The organism is Anaerosolibacter sp. (assembly GCF_029240175.1).
In the GTDB taxonomy this organism is placed as follows: domain Bacteria; phylum Bacillota; class Clostridia; order Peptostreptococcales; family Thermotaleaceae; genus Anaerosolibacter.
Window position 1 is genome coordinate 1 of record NZ_JARBTM010000002.1, and the last position, 19,008, is coordinate 19,008.

Consider the following 19,008-nt stretch of genomic DNA (forward strand, 5'->3'; position numbering starts at 1 on the left):
AACGGAACCTTCCTTTGGTGCGAAGGGGGTGAGGCCTAGGTTTAAAAACTGTCTATACATTTCAAGGGTTTCAATACGGATACCGCTGTAACCTTGACCTGCGTGTTGAAGAATCATCAATATCACTGCCCGTGCTTCTTCAATGGATAATGGCGTACCAACAGAAGTAGCATGAGATAAAATGATATTCTTCTGCAGTTGTGCTGTTTCTTCTGTTGAAATCACATGGGTATATAGGGCACCGAAGCCTGTATTGATGCCGTACATTACACGACCTTCTTCAATCCATTGATCTACCAGTTGTCGAGATGCCTTTACCCGTTGGATATAGGCATCAGAAAATTCTACATTAGCGCCATAACGAGTCACAGCAGCGAATTCTTCTATATGGATTTTGTCTCCAAGGATAACAGTCCTAATATTTCTTGCATATGTTTGTTCTATCAATGTAGATGCCTCCTTATAAGGAAAAAGGAGAGGAAATGCTCTCCTCTCTACCTATGGATTATCTTTCAATCTTGTCAAAGAAAAACATCTTTATGGCTGAAATGACCTGTAGTACAAATACGAATAGGACCAAGGAGCCCCCAGCCGCAGCGAGATATTTAACACCGTCAACGCCTTGGGCGCCGCCGGCATAGGCTACCATCACAAAGGCGATAATACCGATGGAAAGTCCCCAAAGAAGCTTCTGCCATTTTGGAGGCTCTTCATCATGTTTGATATTTAATGTACATAGTGAAGCAATCGTTCTTGTCATAGAGTCAGCAGCCGTTGAGAAAGATAGAATCAATGTAAGCATGACAATCGGGATGATCACAGCACCCATAGGTAAATTTCCTAGGAAGGCCCATAATCCAGCAACTGCACCACTCGTTGTAATGGTTGTAACCAAGTCTAGTGTCCCTGCTTGCTGCCATTGAAGGGCTGTAGCTCCCCATACACTGAACCAGATGATACTGAAGACGGAAGGAAGAATCCAGTTAATTACCATGAATTGACGGATGGTTCTTCCGTAAGAAATGATGGCTAAGAACAATCCCATAAGTGGAGCATAAGCTATCCAAATCGCCCAGTCATATAATGTCCACCACATAACCAAAGCTTCGCCGCCGATATCAATCGGGTCTAATCCCCATACCCAGAAATTCTGCAGCCAGTAAGCCATTCCAGCAGTAGACATTCTTAAAATATAAAGGGTAGGGCCAACGAAAAATAAGAAGATAAGAAGTATATAGAAAACTTTGGAGTTTAAATCTGACAACCATTTAATCCCCTTATCGATACCCATTATAGATGATAATGTAAAGGTTGCTGTCGTAATAATTGCTAAGACCAGCCAAACCATGATTCCTTGAGGGATGCCATAGGCAGCCTCAATACCAGATCCAACCAAAGCTAGACCAGCACCTAGAGAAGAAGCTAAACCAAGGGCGATGGCAAGAAGTGCCAATGTATCGATGATATTAGCCCATATACCTTCGGTTACTTTTTCACCAAAAAGAGGAATTAAAGTAGCAGTAACAGATAATGGCTTTTTCTTATTAAAATACATATACGCAACAATGAGTCCACATAATGAATACATCGCATAAGGGATAAATGTCCAATTGTAGAAACAACGGGCGAGGGCATAGATTATTGCCATAGGTGTACCTGGTTCTACCCCTGTCTGTGCCATTTCACCATATATATTACCAAAGTAAATGATAGGCTCATTCACACCATAGGTGACAACACCTGTTGCAATACCGCCAGTCAATGCCATGGCAAACCAAGTGATGAAAGGATACTTCGGTTTTGCATCTTCCCCGCCAAAGCGAATATTCCCAAGTTTTGAAAATGTAATAATAGTAACAAGAATAAGAGCTACAATAGATATGATTTGATACAGCCATCCAAGACCTCTTAAAGAGCCTAAGAAAGAATTCATAGCTACATCTGTTAGCATTTTATTATTGAAAATTCCTAGTAAAGCTGCCCCTCCCACTACGAGAAAAGATGGCCAGAATACGCCGCGGCGTATCTTGTGTAAATTTGATTCACTTACCTTTATCATGTAATCTCCTCCCTTTTATTTTTACGCTGCATTGAAATAACACTTTTGGTGTATCCACCTCCTGTTGTGTAGGTTAGCTATTAAGTGTTGATAAGAGACCGCCTTTATAATAGCAAAATGCAAGAATTTAAATATTTCTTGCATTTACATATAGCAAGCATCATGCCAAGATAGTAGGGGTACTTGTTTTCAGGATGCAAACCTTGGAAATGCAAGATTTAACATTGAGAGAGGAATACGACAGAAGGTCAATTGGTTGAATGTTTTAGAATATTAATACTAAAATTGCTCTTATATGCAAAATAATTTTGCATATAAGAGCTAAAAAGAAGAAATAAACAGACGAAATGTGCAAAATAATTTTGCATCACAGCAAAAATATTTTGCACTAATCTATGGAGATATTAAACTTTCTCATTCGATATTGAAGATTTTGTCGACTCATACCCAGTGCTTTTGCACTTTTGGAGACGTTTCTTCCATGGATGTCCAATGCATTTTCTATAAGCTTTCTTTCAAACGCTTCCATACGCTCATCAAAGTTTCCATCGATGGGCAAATTGGTGGGTGGCACGGAAAAAAGTTGGGGTGCCTTATGACTTACCCTTTTTGTGGATTGTAAATAATCGGGTAGATGTTCAAACTCCAGCACCAGTGCATCCTCTGGGGCGCGGGTGAAAGCATACTCGATGGTGTGACGAAACTCCCGTACATTGCCTGGCCATTCATACTGAAGAAATTCATCTAAAGCTTTTTCAGATAGGGTCATGGGAGGCCTATGATAGTGATTACAAAACTCATCTAAAAAGTATCGGGCTAAAGTTGGAATGTCTTCTTTTCGTTCTTGCAAAGTGGGTATATCAATTTTAATCGTAGAAATTCTATAGTAGAAATCCTTTCTAACCTTTTGCTGCTCCATAAGTTCCAAAAAATCTTCATTGGCTGCGGTAATGATTCTTACATCGCTTCGAATGTACTTGCTGCCGCCTATTCGCTGAAAACGCTTCTCCTGTAACACACGCAGCAGCTTGGCCTGCATCTCAGGGGTAATGGAATTTACTTCATCCAAAAAGAGAGTTCCGCCTTCTGCCATTTCAAAAAATCCCTGCTTTGCAATGCTGCCAGTGAAAGCACCTTTTTCCGTTCCGAAAAACATACTTTCAAAAAGGTTGGTTGGGACAGCACTGCAGTTCACATCAATAAAAGGCTTGTGTCTTCTAGGACTAAAAGAATGTATGCTTTGGGCCATGAGCTCCTTCCCCGTACCAGTAGCCCCTACAATGAGGATGCTTGAATCCGTAAGAGAGACTTTTTTTGCAAAGTGAATGGCATCCTTCATGCTTTCCGATTCATGGACGATATCATCAAATGTATATAAGGGTTCTTGGTGGGTAGGATGCTGACTTTCCACATAGGCCTCTAGGTTGAAGGTGCGACTTTTGATTCTCTTTAATCCAGATAGATCGCTCTCAAAGACACAGGCACCATACAGTTGATCACCAATTTTTAAAGGATATCCAGAGTTGATCGTAGTTAATGTCTTTCCTGTAGTCGTTTTGAAATTATCGCAGCGATTGAGAACAGGTTTTTGTGTTCTTAAAACTGTTAACACAGTACTGAACTCTTCCTTTAAATCATAAAGATCCATCACATGTTTTCCTCTAAAATCTTCATTTTTATACCGTTCCAAAGTCTCACTGGCAGGATTGCCATGCAAGAAGTAGCCATTACGATCATAGATTTGGATACCTTCTGCTACCTGTTGTATCGTTTGTTCATAGAGATCCAGCAAAACCCCGTCACGACTGAGGAAAAGTGTTGCACCAAGGGGTTCATCCACCCATTGATATTTGAAGAATCTACTTTGAATTTCTAAGATACCACCTGATGGATGTATGGAAGTACCTAATATATAATCGATCTTATGACCAAGGGACTCAGACCAAGTTTCTGAATCAAACCATTCTTTAGTGATGCTAAGACAACATACTTCCTGCAGTCGATGTTCGAGATCTATTTTAATAATCAAATCCACCATAGTGATTGAAATCCTCCAATTTATTCAGAATATTAATTCCATTATATCATGAACAGCTCTCTATTCAACCTAAGGCTTTGAGGGAGAAGGGGTCAACCCTGTCTATGTATTATTGTAATGTGTGATATTTGTACAGGAATTATAGTCTATCAAGGGAACGACGCCCTCATCGTTCCGAAACTTTATAGAATTGACCTAGTATATAACTCCCATAAATATCAAGGAAAAAAGACCTGAATCAATTGAGTATGTAGAAGGAGTTTTAACTTTAAAGGTGGAATATAAAAATAAGACAAAACAAGACAAAATAATGCATAATTTCACATACACCTGACAGTAGGTAGGGCCTAGAATCAAAATCTCAATGGGGGAGGATGATAGATTGTTATTTTGCCTAAACGATTTCTTAAGGTCTGTCGCAAACACAATAGATGTTGTAGAAACAGATATATTTGGGGTACCAACGAATCATTCAAAAAGAATAGCATATATCTCTTCGAAAATAGCAGTTGAACTTGGCCTGCCAATTCAGGATGTTTTTGACCTTATATCGTTTGCAATACTTCATGATAATGGGGCCAGTTTGAAGGTTCTTCATGATAGTTTACGAGGTGACTCAAAAGAGAGATTAAGTTTAATAGAAAACATGCAGGAGCACTGCATCATTGGAGAAGAGAATATTAAACATTATCCATTTTTGAATACACACCATAATATCATCAAATATCATCATGAAAGATATGATGGATCAGGATTTTTTAACATATCAGGTGATGATATCCCTATGATGTCTCAAATCATTAATTTTGCAGACACATTAGACTTAAATTATGATCTGAGAAATGTGAAGAAGAGCTCTAGCTTTGAAGAGCGTATCGTTGATTTTATAGAACAACAAAGAAATAAATTCTTTTCTGTTCAAATAGTGGATGCTTTCTTCAACGTTATGAAAGAAGACGACTTTTGGAATGAGCTATCAGATCAGGCTATAGATGCTGCTTTAAAAGAAAATACACCGTCATTTAGTAAAGACTTGACATATGAGCAAATACATAATGTCACAAAAACTTTTTCAAAAATTATTGATGCAAAATCTCAATTTACTCAAACCCATTCTGCTGGTTTAGCAGATAAAGTTGAAAGAATGGCAGCCTTTTATCATATAAATCACGAAGATAAGATGAAATTATTAATTGCTGCCGACCTCCATGATTTAGGGAAGTTAGCTATTAATAATTGTATATTAGATAAAGCGGGTAGTTTGACAAGGGAAGAGTTTGAAGAGATGAAAACACATCCTGTCATAACCAGAAACTGTTTACAACTGATTAGAGGTTTTGAGGATATCGCAGAATGGGCAGGGAATCATCATGAAAAACTTGATGGAACAGGATACCCCAGAGGATTATCAAGTAACCAACTTGACTTCCATTCGAGGCTCTTAGCCTGCTTGGACATATATCAGGCGTTACGGGAAGAAAGGCCTTATAGAAAAGAAATGTCCCATACGGAAGCCATGTCCATATTACGAAGGATGGCGAATGAGAATTTAATAGATGCTGAAATCGTAAAGGATATCGATAATATTTTTAGAGAAGAACGGTAGGAGAAATCCTACTTTTTCTTTTTAATGATATAATAAAGCTGAGGGACATATGAAAGGATGAATACTAGTGAACAACGAGCATATCCACATAGATGTTAGTATGAATAAAGAAGAAAAACTAGATAAATGTACAGGCATAATCGTTTTAAAAGAAATCAAAATTCTATTGGGCTTAAGAACCGATGGACAGGGCTGGTGTATTGCCGGCGGAAAGATGGATAAGGAAGAGACTGCCTATGAGTGTGCAGCAAGGGAGCTGGAAGAGGAATTTGGACTAATCCCATTGAAATTAGAGTACTTAGGACAAGTTGAGTCTAGGGCCCTTGTAAAAGGGATTGATAGAATCGTAGCACCCCATATCTTCCTCTGTACCGATTTTGAAGGTCAGATTCAGATTGCCCCAAATGAAATGACAGAATATAAGTGGGTGGAACTCAACCAATTAGATAAAATCAAAGACTTTTTTCCACCAAGCCAAAAGGCGCTGAAAGTTTTTATGGATAGACTGTCAGAAATCGGAAGTTAGCCTTGAAGATAGGCTCGAATAGGGTTGTCCGATCCAACAAAAGATTGAGAAATACATTTAAAATCACGGATCGACGAGGGGATCAATCCTTATAAAATACCGAATAGATTGGTAGGGGCGATTCACGAATCGTCCGCATACACGATATCCCAACCCGCTGGCCATCCTAAACAGAGTGAGACTACTGGAAAAGTACACAGTAGTTACAAGTATCTAAGTTTGTCATTCAGAGCGTAGCGAAGAATCTCAGTATTTTAAATGCTTTAGAGATTCTTTATTTAACTACCTTTCATTCAGCATTACAGAGTCTGTGGCACTATAAATAGTAAGTACTCCGCCAAATTAGGGCGATTCGTGAATCGCCCCTACAAATTAATTAATCTTAACCTGCGATAAATGTCCTAGAATCAATACTGTTCTTAAACAAAGAGAAAAGGAGGAAGTTAGAAGATGTATTTACAGGGTAACGTATACAAGTTATTTGAAGATGTGGAAGGCTACTGGTCTCCCAAGATCGTTGGAGAAGTAAATGATCAATATGTTAAACTGGCAAAATTCAAAGGAGAATTTGTCTGGCATGACCGTGAGCACGAAGATGAGATGTTCTATGTAGTCAAAGGCAGCTTTGAGCTGCACTTTGAGAATGAGATCGTTGTTCTAAGTGAAGGAGACTTCCACGTAGTGAAGAAAGGGGTTAAGCATAAGCCTGCAGCCATGGATGAGGGCTGGGTAATGCTTATTGAAAAGAAAGAGACGAAACATACAGGAAATGTAGAAGGTGAACTTACAAAATCCATAGAGAATCAACTGAAGTAGCAGCTCGGGTATGAATTAAAGCTATACGACATATAAATTGAGAGGTAAAAAATAGGGTTGGGGGGATTCCTCATGAAAAGAGAGATTATTTATAATAAATTGGTAAGGGACATGATTCCAGAAATCATTGAAAAGGACAATAGAGAATGTGAATTTTACATAGCATCAGAGGATGAATATATCAACCAGTTATACAGCAAGGTGGTAGAAGAATTAAATGAATTCAAGGCCAATCCATGTGAGGAAGAGATGGCAGATATACTAGAAGTGCTTTCGGCAATAGGTAAGCACTATAACTTCGAAGAGGATTCAGTACAGCGGATTCGGTATAATAAAAATCAAGAAAGAGGTAAGTTCGATAAACGGATAATCCTTCAGAAGGTAATGGTGCACCCTATGGCTTAAATCATGGGTTGATGGGTGACCCTTCCTATAGAATGAAATTAAATCCAGACTTGAAAGGTCACTATAACAAGAAGGTTTGTGAATATGAACTGACGGGAAGGGCTTTTCAGTTATATTGAAAATTAGCGTGAGATGCGTCGAATAATGTCTGATGAAAATGCCCATTTCAGGCGGCTCAGGGTGAGATAAATTCCTTATTCCGGTTAAACTATATGTACAGATATCTTTATGGAAGAGGGAGGAAATAATTGAAGAATGAAAAAGCTGACGCACTTGAAAAGGCACTATGGAGTGTTGCATTGCCTGGGTTTGGACAATTATTAAATAAGAAATATTTTAAAGCACTCCTATTGTTCGTTTTAGAAGTGATAATAAATGTTAAATCAAATCTTAATACAGTAATCATATTGAGCTTTTATGGAGATCTGTCGAGGGCTATTCAAGTCACAAATTATCAATGGTTGATGTTCTATCCTTGTTTATATTTGTTCGGTATATGGGATGCGTATAGGGATGGGATAAAAGAAGCATCACCATTTCTATTTCTACCTTTCGTTTTGTCTGCATACACAGCGACGGTAGCAGTAATTTATTCTCGCACGTTCCGTATAGGAAACGTCTTGCTGGGGCCAATCTTTCTGCCTATACTTACGATTGTTTTGTCAATGATCATTGGATTTATCGGAAAATCTTTTTTATTAAAAATGCTGGCTAAGGAGTAGCCAGCATTTTTTTTGGTTGTGTCAGCATAAAAAGATAGCATTACTTGTCAACAAAGCGTCCATGTTCTGGTACGGCGATCTCTTCAAAATGTTGTGTCAACAGTTCTAGATGACGTTTTAATTCTTCACCTGCCATAGGTTGTCCATGGCTAGGTATTACTAAAGAAGGCGCTAGGTCTCTGATACGTTTTACCGATGCTTCTGCTTGTTCCCAATCCGTAGTGAGGTAGGCTGGCGGGCCGCTTATTTGTTCTTTTTGGGTGATGACTGACATCAAGGATTCTTGTTTCACGGTGGTAAAAGCATCGCCGACAATAAGGACACGGTCTTTTTCTCTGAAAAGGCAAACGTGACCTTCCGTATGACCTGGTGTATGAATCCATTTCCAGCCTTTCATACCTGGTACGCTTCCGTCCGATGGGAGCGCTACGGCACGGTAACCTACATCAATGCTTGTATGGGGGAAGGTAGGGGACATTTTGGCTACCATACCGCCGCCCACTGTAGGATCAGCCAATGGATAATCTTTTTTACCTGTTATATAGGGCAGTTCCAGCTGATGGATATAGACTGGAACATCCCAATGATTTGCCAGGGTAATGACAGAGCCAACGTGATCAAAATGCCCATGGGTTAGGATAATTGACTGAGGACGGCTGTTTTCTCTAAAGCGTTCTTTTGCAGCTTGTAGAATAAAGTCCCCAGAGTTTTCTAGACCTGTATCCACCAATACCCAATTATCATCCTTATCATTGGGATCACCAACGATACAGGCGTTGACAACGGTAAATTCTAATGCCAATATATCTGAAGTAATTTCTCGAGATGAGGTAGTTAATGCCGATAAACCTTCGACCAGTTTGTTTCCCACAGTAAATCCTCCTATCATTTCGTTATTTATTCTGTCATATAGGATATGTAGAAATGTGTAAAATATCCAGACATTTCGCGTACCAGAAAATGAACATTTAAGAATAATATCAGCATAAACGCTCTGGGACTAGCATAAGTATTGCTCAAATGGACAGTATTGAGGTTGTTTAAGTATGGGAAGGAGCGTGTGTTTATGAAAACAGTTGCGATTCTAGGTACCTTAGACTCGAAGGGGGCAGAGTTCAAGTTTATTAAGGACACAATAGAGAAAGCAGGGGTTAACACCTTTGTGATCCATGCAGGTGTATGGGAAGGGGCATTTGCAGCAGATGTTTCTAACGAAGTAGTTGCCCAAGCCGCAGGGGCATCCATCAAAGAATTACAGGAGAAGAAAGACAGAGGTTATGCCATGGAGATCATGGCCAAGGGTTCAGCTAAGATTGTGAAAAAGCTGTATGACCAAGGCAAGTTCTCCAGCATCATCAGCTTAGGCGGGACTGGTGGCACCAGTATCGCTTGTGGCGCCATGCGGGCACTGCCCATAGGGGTACCAAAGCTTATGGTTTCTACGGTGGCTTCTGGGGATACGAGGGCATATGTGGGCGTATCTGACTTGATCATGATGCATTCTGTGGTGGATATTTCAGGGATTAACAGTATTTCAGTAAGCATTCTTTCCAATGCAGCCCATGCCATTGTTGGGATGACTGTCCATGAGACAGTGAAGCTGGAGAATGAAAAGCCTTTGATCGCAGCTACCATGTTCGGTGTAACAACGCCTTGTGTTACCAAAGCAAGGGAATATTTAGAGAATGCAGGGTATGAGGTGCTGGTTTTCCATGCCACAGGGGTAGGCGGGCAGGCCATGGAAAGCTTAGTAGAAGCAGGGTTTATAAAAGGTGTGCTGGATATTACCACGACAGAGTGGTGCGATGAACTGGTAGGCGGCATATTGGCAGCAGGGCCGAATCGATTAGAAGCCGCGGGAAGATGTGGAGTGCCCCAGGTGGTATCTACTGGTGCACTGGATATGGTGAACTTCGGACCCTACGAATCCGTACCTGAGAAGTTCAAGCACAGAAATTTATATAAGCATAATCCATCCATTACATTGATGAGAACGACGACAGAAGAATGTGGTGAATTGGGCAGAATCATCGCCGGTAAATTAAATATGACAGCTTCACCTACCACTTTGGTACTGCCTTTGAAGGGCGTTTCTCTGATAGACGTGGAGGGGCAAAGCTTTTATGGACCAGAGGAAGATCAAGCATTATTTGATGCACTTAGGGAGAACATTGATCGAGACAAGGTGAAGGTTGTAGAGTTTGAGAAGGATATCAATGATGAGGAAGTAGCGTTATATATGGCAAAAGAGCTGGTAGAATTAATGGGAAGATAAAATCGGGAGGGATTGCATATGAGATTAGGACGCAGTGAAATACTAAAAAATCTAAGGGCACAGATTGCTAAGGGAAAAATCATCCTTGGGGCAGGTGCAGGTACGGGGATTTCAGCAAAAAGCGGCGAAGCAGGAGGCGTGGATTTGATCATCATCTATAACTCTGGGAGATATAGGATGGCAGGCAGAGGTTCCTTGGCAGGATTATTGCCCTATGGGGATGCGAATCAGATCGTAATGGACATGGGAAATGAGGTTTTGCCAGTGGTAAAGAAAACCCCTGTATTGGCAGGGGTATGTGGAACAGACCCTTTTAGACTGATGGATATCTTCTTAAAGCAGTTAAAGAATGCAGGGTTTGCGGGGGTTCAGAACTTTCCAACAGTAGGGTTGATCGATGGGGTATTTAGAGCCAACCTTGAAGAGACTGGAATGGGGTATGACCTAGAGGTGGAGATGATTCGTCTAGCCCATGAACTGGATTTGCTGACCACCCCTTATGTGTTTGATGAAGAGCAGGCTAGAAAAATGGCAGAAGCAGGGGCAGATATTCTCGTTGCTCATATGGGTTTGACCACAAAGGGAACCATAGGGGCTAAAACTGCTTTAAGCTTAGATGACTGTGTAGAGAGGGTTCAAGCAATTCATGACGCAGGGAGAGCTATAAATCCTGATATATTGGTGATTTGCCATGGGGGTCCCATCGCCGAGCCAGAGGATGCAGCCTATGTGCTCGCTAGAACAAAGGGTGTTGTAGGCTTTTTTGGGGCATCCAGTATTGAGAGATTTGCCACAGAGGTTGGGATCCGGAAACAGGCAGAGGCATTTAAGAATATTAGCATCATGTAAGTAAACTAATGAATAGACAGATTGGGCGATTCGTGAATCGCCCCTACTTTTTTTGAACTCTGAATCAACTTGAGCCTACAAAGCTTAAATATCTGTGAGCCAAATATTTAAAATCTGGAGTGGTTACAGAATCCAATAAGCGGGCTGGTTGAGTTGCCTCAGCCTTGCGGTATTTCTCTAAAACCTCAATGATTTTATCCGCTGTCCCGATGCCGATGCCGTGGCCATAATAGGTGCCATTGCCTAGATCGATCACATTCTCACCCTGCCAGTGGGGCGTCAAAGGGTCCACATCGGGATTATCGATGTATCTACAGTCACCGGGTAGGTAATCGGGCACTTTTTTGTAGGTGGTAACACCTAGGTCCGTATCTAGAGACTTCCAGTTCATTAGATATATTTCAGAAAATAATTCATTAAAAAGCTTTTTCGGAAGTATATTCAGGAGAGCTTTGTAGTAAACAATGATGATGGCTGTGGCGCATTCGGTACCATACTTTGGGCCGTTGATGAAAATGTCCTCAATGGCGTCAGACGGCAGCACCCCATTCTTTACAGAGAATCCACCTTCTTCGCTTCGTTCCCAGAAGTCGGGATTGCAGATGGATTGTCGGAATGTTTTAAAATCCATCTTGCTTTTATAAAGGTCTTTAGCTGCTTGAATGATATTTACTCGTAAATCTAGCTCAAACTTTAGATAGTCCATTGATCGATAGGAATAAATAAATTCACTGGCCGTTAATATCTCTAGAATTTTTCTCTCCATAGGGCCCACTGAATACTGATTCACAAAATCATCAAGGGAGATGATTGTACCAGAGATAATAATCATTACCTCACCTCCCTATTTGATTTGGCAATGGATAATTGTTTTTCAATAGGATAATCAATCCATGTTTTCCAGGAAGATAAATCCCTTTGATGGAGCCTATAGGAGAAGTTGGCTAGCAGTATCTTGGTATCATTATCTAGCTCCTTATATTCATCTAAAAGGAGGGATTCATTTTCTGTAAAGGCTTCAAAGCTTCTTCCAGTAAGAAGATCAACAGTTTTGTATAAGTATTTGGCTTCCAAAATAACTACGTAAGGCATTGGATTTGTTGATTGTTGAAAAGATTCACCTGTAAAAGACAAGAACGAGCTGTTTTCTTTCAACCAGTCAGTAAAGGCTGTATATTCTTCAAGGGTTTTGCTATGGTCATCGATAGAGGGGCAAAACCTTAGAAGTTTGCGGGCCAATTCAATTTCCTTAGGTTCTTCAGATTTTAAGTGGTCTGCGATGAAAATCAAGCTATTTGGATCGTGAGATTGGAAGAAAGCCCAGACCAAATCGTTAATAAAATGTCCTTTTGTATAGCGCTTGAAGATCATGTCTGAGATTGTTGATAAAATTGTTTTGTCCCTATATATTTTTATGAGTAGTACGGCAGTGATGTCTAGGACTTGGTCATAATCATTGCTAAGTCCGTCGTCTATAGACCCTGTTTCCAATATCCATTTCAAGACGGAATGAACGGTCTGTATATAATCACAGTAGGAGCATGGCATAGATAAAGTATCTCTTTTACCGAGGAGGATCTCATTTACAATGGACAAGGCAGTACGATTTCTTAGGCTTAATTGATCAAAAACCCCATGCTTCTCAATATCATGTCTCAGCCAAAAAAGACTAGTAAAAGGCAGTGTTTCGTGGTTTATGAGATACAATGCTTTTTCTAGGTCAGTTTCTATCAGTGCGCGAAATGCAGTTTCTATGTTGTTCAGTTCATCATGGGAACGCGTTTGCCTTAGAAGCTTTGTAGAGGGTGAAGGATCTAAAGATAAGTAATATTTCTCATCCTTGGAATCATGAGGCCATTCAGGTAGTATGTGGCTTTGTAAGGGGGAAAAATGGACATTTCTTGTATAGGTTTCATACAGATCCTTTACGGGCAAGTTTATTATATTGGAGAAGTACCATGTATAGGGCATAAAGTAGGGATAAATGGGCTTGGTCGAGAGCAAGTAGGGGCATCTACAGTATGGAAACATCATTGATTCACCTCAAATTTTTAGTATCTATATATAATATGAGATGAATCCAAATTTGTTCGATAATCATATGTGTATATATATATATCAATAAAGGCATAATCATGGATATCTATTCAAAAGATGTTTTTGGATGTTCAAGCTTCAGACAGGGCATGAAGAGAGGTGTTTTAAGTGTTTAAAAAGTTATCGAGGCTTTATCGATTTTTCATGTTGAAAAGAGAAAATGAACATCAACAAAATGATCGTGAAAATGAGGAAAAAAGAGAGAATATTTCCAAGTCTCTTAAAGATATAAAGCTGAAGCTGCGGGCAAATTTTGTGGATGGCAGCGATTTTGTTATGAGAGAAATTGCTGTGGGTGAGAGATCTGAAATAAAGATGATCATCGCCTATATTGATGGTTTGGCAAATAAGCAGGTGATTAGCGGAGATATACTACAACCCCTTCTGATAGAATCAAAGTCCACCCATGTGGAACAATGGTTTCATCGTAAAGATATCATTGATGTATTAAGAGAAAATCTTTTGCTTTCTTGTGAACTCAATGAGGTTAGAGATTTTAAGGATACCATTGATGGCATACTATATGGAGATACGATCATCTACATAGACGGACAAGAAGCTGCTTTAAAAGTATGCTCCAAAGGCTGGGCCTCTAGGGCTATCGATGAGCCAGATACAGAGATGGTGATCAAGGGTCCCAGGGAAGGATTTGTGGAAAGTTTACGGACGAATACCTCTTTACTTCGTAGGAAAATTAGAAATCCCAAGTTGAAATTTGAAATGATGCAAATTGGAAAACAGACAAAAACGGATGTGTGTATCTGTTATCTGAAAGGAATTGCTAACGACGATATTATAGAAACGGTTAGAAGACGGATTAAGAAGATGAATATTGATGGTATCTTGGCCGTAGGATATATTGAGCAATTCATTGAAGATGCGCCCTTTTCGCTTTTTGCTACGGTAGGAAACAGTGAAAAACCTGATAAAGTAGCAGCGAAGATTTTAGAGGGCCGTGTGGCGATCATCTGTGATGGCACACCCATCGTATTGACTGTACCCTATTTGCTCATCGAAGGTTTCCAAAGCAGTGAGGATTATTATACAAGGACCTATTATGCAACTTTCAATAGGATTCTCAGATTTGTGGCATTGGCCATAGCAGGATTACTGCCTGCTTTTTATGTGGCGTTGGTGTCTTTTCATTCCGATGTCATTCCTTTTGAACTTTTGTTATCCATTTTATCATCCAGGGAGCAAGTACCTTTTTCACCTTTTATTGAGGCAATGTTCATGGGCGTTGTCTTTGAGCTGCTGAAGGAGGCGGGTATACGAATGCCCAAAGCTGTGGGACAGGCAGTAAATATCGTAGGTGCTTTGGTTATTGGGGATGCGGCAGTAAAGGCTGGACTTGTAAGCCCCATTATGCTGATTGTTGTAGCGTTGACAGGCATCTCGACTTACATCGTACCGCCCTTTAGCGATACACTGCCTATACTTCGCCTGATTATGGTGACTGTAGCGAATGTATTGGGATTTTTAGGGATATTCATCGTTTTGGTAGCTCTTTACATCCATGTCAATTCTATACGTTCCTTTGGTGTGCCCTATATGGCACCTTTAGCCCCTCTAACGGGTATGGATCTAAAGGATACCTTTGTAAGGATTCCCTTATGGATGATGCTAACACGACCTAGGGCATTAACATGGGAGAATACAGATCACACAAAATATCGAATGAAGAAAACCTTTATCAAGAAAGAGGACTAATCTATGCAGAAAGGAAAAATCAAATTCTTTCTAATTTGTTTTATTTCGATCGCCAGTTTGACAGGGTGTTGGAGCAATAAAAATTTAAACAGTAGGGCCTTGGTTGCAGGTGTTGGATTGGATAGATCAGATGATGGCCAAGTGGAGCTTACATTGCAGATTATTAGGCCTTCTGCCGTAGGGAACACTGAAGGTGGGAAGTTAAATGATGAACCAGTATGGATTCATTCATCAAAGGGGACCACGGTATTTGAAGCCGTTAGAGCTCAACTGACGACCATCAATAGAAAACCGTACTATAGCCATGTTGTAGCGATTGTTATCGGAGAAGAAATGGCAAAGTCAGGGATTGAAGATCTTTTAGATTTCTTTGAAAGAGATGCTGAACCCAGGCTTACATCAAAGATGTTGATTGCAAAGGGTACAACAGCAAAAAAAATATTAAGTGTGAAAAGCAAACTAGAAACAATACCTGCTCAGAATATCTCACAAATCACAGAAAATAGAGAGAGCAACCCAGTCATTCAACAGGTAACACTATTTGATTTGTTACAGCAGCTTAGTACCAGCGGCAGAGAAGCTACCATTGGAGCAGTAGAAATAAGCGATGAAGGAAAAAATGCAGATGAAAGTAATATACGTGTCAGTGGCAGTGCAGTTTTTAAAAGGGATCGATTGGTGGGCTGGTTAGATCCCATAGAAACTGCGGGCGTTCAATATATTTTGGGGGATGTTACCAGCGGGATTATCGTGATACAGAATCCCAATGATCCTTCAAAAATGATATCCATCGAGGAAGTAGGGGCAGAGGCAGAAACCAAAGTGGTGTTGGATGAAGACCGTTTGGGATTCAGGGTAGATATCAAAGCAAAAGGAAATGTCGGCAGTCAGCGGGGGCACGGTGATATAACCAGTGAAGCAGTCATTAGGAAAATTGAAGAAGAAACAGCCCAAGTCATAAAATCGCAAATCCTCCAAGCCATCAATGTATCAAAGAATAAATACAATAGTGATATCTTTGGCTTCGGTGCAGCATTACATAGGGAATATCCGAAGATTTGGCGTCAAGTTCAAGATGATTGGGACCGTCAATACCAGAAAGCTACGGTAGATGTAACAGTAGAATTCAAGATAAAACAATTAGGGCTTATTGGAAAATCTTTAGAAATTCAATAGAGGGGGTGTTCCTGTGCCTGTTTTGGCTTTAATCCTAGCCTTTTTCATCGTTCTTGCCCTGGATTTTAGATCTTTGCTAAAAACCAATCATAAGGTGCGAACTTGGATTATCTATTTTGGCCTTTTGTCCATAGGTTTTCTCATGAGCTTACTGCAGGCCATCGATAAGGCACCACCGAGCCCAGTTGTCCTTATTGAAAAAGTTGTTCGAATGTTTATCAATTGAGGTGATACAATGGTGAAAAATGTGAAAATCTCTCCGCTACAATTAGGGATTTTTATGATTGCGTTTCTCTTAGGGGATGCTGTCATTGTTAGCCCTGCCAAAGGCGCTCATCAAGATTCATGGCTTGCCATATTATTCGCTTGGATAGCCTCCTATTTTTTAATTGGAGCATATGTCTATATATCAACACTATATCCAAATAAAACCCTTATAGAAATGCTACGGGAAGCTTTTGGTAAGATTGTGGGAACCATCATTGGAATCATTTATATTTGGTATTTCATACATCTTGCTGCTTTGATTTATAGGAGTTTTGGGGAATATATGGTGGCGGTGAATTATACGGAAACACCGAGGATTTTTATCAGTTTCGTTTTGATGTTGGTTTCTGTATATGCATTAAAAAGCGGCCTAGAGGTAATGGGGAGAACTGGGGAAATAAGCTTTGCAGTGGTTCCACTGACGGTAATCTTTATATCAAGTATGCTGATCAAGTTTATAGATGTAAAAAGACTGCAGCCGGTTTTGGAGTATGGCATTGGACCTGTCCTCAAAACCAGCTTTGCTGTGCTAACCTTTCCATTTGGTGAAGCCATTGCGTTCATGATGATATTTCCTTTTCTGAATGATCAGAGGAAAATCTTAAGAACTTCTTTCATTTCTGTTACAATTGCTGGATTCCTGTTATTTAGCATCACGCTTCGCAATATGCTCATTCTTGGACCGGATATGGTTTCAAGATCCCTGTTTCCTTCCCATATTGTTGCTACTCTGCTACCAGGAGCAGTGCTAGATCCATTCCTATCCTTAGCATTTTTGGCATTGGGTGGTTTTCAATCCCTTATTTGTGCATATGCAGCTATACTTGGAATTACGCAGATTTGTCATTTAGATGACTATAAGCCCCTTGTATTTCCTGTAATGATCATTATCGTTTCCCTATCAAATTGGTTATACAAGGATTTATCAAGCATGCTCCGAGTAGCAAAAGAAATCTATCCTTTTTATGCCATTCCATTTCAATTCATCATTCCTTTCATTCTATTGCTTGTTTCCATTATTAAAAAGAGAAAATCGAAAGAATCTTCTCTATCTGAATAATATAATAAAGAGTCAAAAAGGATGGCTCATCCTTTTTGACTCTTCGGATATAATGCTTGTTATGATTTATTGTTGTTCTCTAAGTTTTATTACCATTTCCTTTGCTAGGGCTATGCAGCCTTCGATATCATTACCGCATGCCGCACATTTGGCTTCTACGGGTTCAGTAACCACAGGAAGCTTGATTGCCTCGGCAAATTTCATAAGATTGCTTACCCCGCCGCCATTCCAGCTGTAGGTACCAAAGATGCCTAAGATTCGATTCTTTAGACCTACATGGAGAAGTTTATCCGTTAAACTCTGCACGGGTGGGAACATAGCCGTGTTGTATGCACAGCTGCCGATGATCAGTCCTTTGTACTTCCAGATATCACGTAGGATAAATGAGGCATGGGTTTTGGATGCATCATATATCTTAATGTTTTTTATACCTTCCTCGGATAAGGTTCTGCCAATGGTTTCTGCCATTTTTCCAGTATTGCCGTACATCGTACCATAGACGATGACAACACCTTCCTCAGCTTCATATTTACTCCATTGATCATACAGGGATACCACGGTTGAAATATCATTACGCCAGATTGGCCCATGGGTAGCGCATATGGTTTTAATCTCTAAGCTGCTCAACTTTTTTAAAGCAGATTGAACAGTTGCACCATACTTACCAACGATATTGGAATAGTATCTACGCATTTCATCCTCAAAGAAGTGCATGTCTACTTCATCGTTGAAGATCCCGCCATCTAGCGCACCAAAGCTGCCAAAGGCATCCCCAGAAAAGAGGATTTGGTTGGTTTCTTCATAGGCCATCATGGTTTCTGGCCAGTGAACCATCGGCGTCATGTAGAATTTTAATCTATGCTTTCCGAGATCTATGACATCTCCCTCTTTTACAGCATAGTGATTCTCTGTGATTCCATAGAAGTTTTGAATCATATCAAAGGTCTTTGGATTGCCTACAATTTTTATATCAGGATATAATTCAACGATGGACTGCATGGTGCCGGAATGGTCAGGCTCCATATGATTCACAATAAGGTAGTCCACTTTTCTATCTGGGCCGATGATTTGTTTTATCTTCCCAAGGTATTCACTGGTTTGTCCACCATCAACGGTGTCCACCAAAGCTATTTTTTCATCAACAATTAGGTATGAATTATAGGCAACGCCATGATCAAGGGGCCAAAGATTTTCAAACAAAGCAGTTCTACGATCATTTATGCCTACCCAATAAATTTGATCTGTAATTGAAACAGAATTAAACATAAAGAAACTTCCTCCCTTACCAATAAATGTACTATTGATTTAAATTATTGCACAATAGAATGGATTTGTACACAAAACATTAAAAAAATACCCCGATTTCTAAGCGATAATCAGCATATTCTAGAATAAAAATATT

Annotated in this window: 18 protein-coding genes; 11 read left to right on the forward strand and 7 right to left on the reverse strand. The window is 40.0% G+C overall.

Going from position 1 to position 19,008, the window contains the following annotated elements:
• The 3 genes from K0R93_RS01220 to K0R93_RS01230 all read right to left on the reverse strand — a co-directional run.
• On the reverse strand, positions 1 to 447 hold a 447-nt coding region (locus tag K0R93_RS01220; RefSeq protein ID WP_300296372.1), incomplete at its 3' end, for an aromatic amino acid lyase.
• Positions 448 to 505: 58 nt separating this feature from the next.
• Entirely contained in the window at positions 506 to 2,059 is a 1,554-nt protein-coding gene (locus tag K0R93_RS01225; RefSeq protein ID WP_300296375.1) for a BCCT family transporter, read from the reverse strand.
• A 388-nt stretch (positions 2,060 to 2,447) separates the two neighbouring features.
• A complete protein-coding gene (locus K0R93_RS01230) occupies positions 2,448 to 4,097 on the reverse strand; it encodes a sigma-54 interaction domain-containing protein (RefSeq protein ID WP_300296378.1) in 1,650 nt (549 codons plus the stop codon).
• A gap of 382 nt (positions 4,098 to 4,479) precedes the next feature.
• Here K0R93_RS01230 and K0R93_RS01235 point away from each other — a divergent pair, with 382 nt between their 5' ends.
• From K0R93_RS01235 to K0R93_RS01255, 5 genes are all read left to right on the forward strand, one after another.
• Complete coding sequence (locus K0R93_RS01235) at positions 4,480 to 5,703, forward strand: HD-GYP domain-containing protein (protein WP_300296381.1); 1,224 nt, start codon at positions 4,480 to 4,482, stop codon at positions 5,701 to 5,703.
• Positions 5,704 to 5,770: 67 nt separating this feature from the next.
• A complete protein-coding gene (locus tag K0R93_RS01240; RefSeq protein WP_300296383.1) occupies positions 5,771 to 6,229 on the forward strand; it encodes an NUDIX domain-containing protein in 459 nt (152 codons plus the stop codon).
• A 450-nt stretch (positions 6,230 to 6,679) separates the two neighbouring features.
• Complete coding sequence (locus K0R93_RS01245) at positions 6,680 to 7,045, forward strand: cupin domain-containing protein (protein WP_300296386.1); 366 nt, start codon at positions 6,680 to 6,682, stop codon at positions 7,043 to 7,045.
• Positions 7,046 to 7,117: 72 nt separating this feature from the next.
• Complete coding sequence (locus K0R93_RS01250; protein WP_300296389.1) at positions 7,118 to 7,450, forward strand: nucleoside triphosphate pyrophosphohydrolase; 333 nt, start codon at positions 7,118 to 7,120, stop codon at positions 7,448 to 7,450.
• A gap of 248 nt (positions 7,451 to 7,698) precedes the next feature.
• A complete protein-coding gene (locus K0R93_RS01255; protein WP_300296391.1) occupies positions 7,699 to 8,172 on the forward strand; it encodes a hypothetical protein in 474 nt (157 codons plus the stop codon).
• 40 nt (positions 8,173 to 8,212) lie between these two features.
• Here K0R93_RS01255 and K0R93_RS01260 read toward each other — a convergent pair whose 3' ends face one another.
• Positions 8,213 to 9,043, reverse strand: coding sequence for an MBL fold metallo-hydrolase (locus K0R93_RS01260; protein WP_300296393.1), 831 nt, complete (start codon positions 9,041 to 9,043; stop codon positions 8,213 to 8,215).
• A 195-nt stretch (positions 9,044 to 9,238) separates the two neighbouring features.
• Between K0R93_RS01260 and K0R93_RS01265 the strand changes: the two genes are divergently transcribed.
• Positions 9,239 to 10,447: a Tm-1-like ATP-binding domain-containing protein gene (locus K0R93_RS01265; RefSeq protein WP_300296396.1), complete on the forward strand. Its 1,209-nt coding sequence runs from the start codon at positions 9,239 to 9,241 to the stop codon at positions 10,445 to 10,447.
• Positions 10,448 to 10,465: 18 nt separating this feature from the next.
• Positions 10,466 to 11,296, forward strand: coding sequence for a phosphoenolpyruvate hydrolase family protein (locus K0R93_RS01270; protein WP_300296399.1), 831 nt, complete (start codon positions 10,466 to 10,468; stop codon positions 11,294 to 11,296).
• A 64-nt stretch (positions 11,297 to 11,360) separates the two neighbouring features.
• Here K0R93_RS01270 and K0R93_RS01275 read toward each other — a convergent pair whose 3' ends face one another.
• Positions 11,361 to 12,128, reverse strand: a complete 768-nt coding sequence (locus K0R93_RS01275) for a protein-glutamine gamma-glutamyltransferase (RefSeq protein WP_300296402.1) — start codon at positions 12,126 to 12,128, stop codon at positions 11,361 to 11,363.
• On the reverse strand, positions 12,128 to 13,327 hold the full coding sequence (locus K0R93_RS01280; RefSeq protein ID WP_300296405.1) for a hypothetical protein: 1,200 nt from the start codon (positions 13,325 to 13,327) through the stop codon (positions 12,128 to 12,130). Before K0R93_RS01280 ends, K0R93_RS01275 begins: the two co-directional genes overlap by 1 nt.
• A 174-nt stretch (positions 13,328 to 13,501) precedes the next feature.
• Here K0R93_RS01280 and K0R93_RS01285 point away from each other — a divergent pair, with 174 nt between their 5' ends.
• From K0R93_RS01285 to K0R93_RS01300, 4 genes are read left to right on the forward strand one after another with little or no spacing between them, the layout of a single operon-like run.
• On the forward strand, positions 13,502 to 15,103 hold the full coding sequence (locus tag K0R93_RS01285) for a spore germination protein (RefSeq protein WP_300296408.1): 1,602 nt from the start codon (positions 13,502 to 13,504) through the stop codon (positions 15,101 to 15,103).
• A gap of 3 nt (positions 15,104 to 15,106) precedes the next feature.
• Positions 15,107 to 16,279, forward strand: a complete 1,173-nt coding sequence (locus K0R93_RS01290) for a Ger(x)C family spore germination protein (protein WP_300296411.1) — start codon at positions 15,107 to 15,109, stop codon at positions 16,277 to 16,279.
• Positions 16,280 to 16,292: 13 nt separating this feature from the next.
• Positions 16,293 to 16,505, forward strand: a complete 213-nt coding sequence (locus K0R93_RS01295; RefSeq protein WP_300296414.1) for a hypothetical protein — start codon at positions 16,293 to 16,295, stop codon at positions 16,503 to 16,505.
• A 12-nt stretch (positions 16,506 to 16,517) separates the two neighbouring features.
• Positions 16,518 to 17,606, forward strand: coding sequence for a GerAB/ArcD/ProY family transporter (locus K0R93_RS01300; RefSeq protein ID WP_300296417.1), 1,089 nt, complete (start codon positions 16,518 to 16,520; stop codon positions 17,604 to 17,606).
• A 66-nt stretch (positions 17,607 to 17,672) separates the two neighbouring features.
• On the opposite strand, the gene K0R93_RS01305 is transcribed toward K0R93_RS01300, so the two are convergent.
• Positions 17,673 to 18,872, reverse strand: coding sequence for an FprA family A-type flavoprotein (locus tag K0R93_RS01305; protein WP_300296419.1), 1,200 nt, complete (start codon positions 18,870 to 18,872; stop codon positions 17,673 to 17,675).
• Positions 18,873 to 19,008 lie beyond the last annotated feature (136 nt).

Excerpts from the sequence above, each read along its gene's own strand:
- K0R93_RS01225 (WP_300296375.1), bottom strand. The coding sequence starts at position 2,059 with ATGATAAAGGTAAGTGAATCAAATTTACACAAGATACGCCGCGGCGTA.
- K0R93_RS01230 (WP_300296378.1), bottom strand. The coding sequence starts at position 4,097 with ATGGTGGATTTGATTATTAAAATAGATCTCGAACATCGACTGCAGGAA.
- K0R93_RS01245 (WP_300296386.1), top strand. The coding sequence starts at position 6,680 with ATGTATTTACAGGGTAACGTATACAAGTTATTTGAAGATGTGGAAGGC.
- K0R93_RS01250 (WP_300296389.1), top strand. The coding sequence starts at position 7,118 with ATGAAAAGAGAGATTATTTATAATAAATTGGTAAGGGACATGATTCCA.
- K0R93_RS01265 (WP_300296396.1), top strand. The coding sequence starts at position 9,239 with ATGAAAACAGTTGCGATTCTAGGTACCTTAGACTCGAAGGGGGCAGAG.
- K0R93_RS01270 (WP_300296399.1), top strand. The coding sequence starts at position 10,466 with ATGAGATTAGGACGCAGTGAAATACTAAAAAATCTAAGGGCACAGATT.
- K0R93_RS01275 (WP_300296402.1), bottom strand. The coding sequence starts at position 12,128 with ATGATTATTATCTCTGGTACAATCATCTCCCTTGATGATTTTGTGAAT.
- K0R93_RS01280 (WP_300296405.1), bottom strand. The coding sequence starts at position 13,327 with ATGTTTCCATACTGTAGATGCCCCTACTTGCTCTCGACCAAGCCCATT.
- K0R93_RS01290 (WP_300296411.1), top strand. The coding sequence starts at position 15,107 with ATGCAGAAAGGAAAAATCAAATTCTTTCTAATTTGTTTTATTTCGATC.
- K0R93_RS01305 (WP_300296419.1), bottom strand. The coding sequence starts at position 18,872 with ATGTTTAATTCTGTTTCAATTACAGATCAAATTTATTGGGTAGGCATA.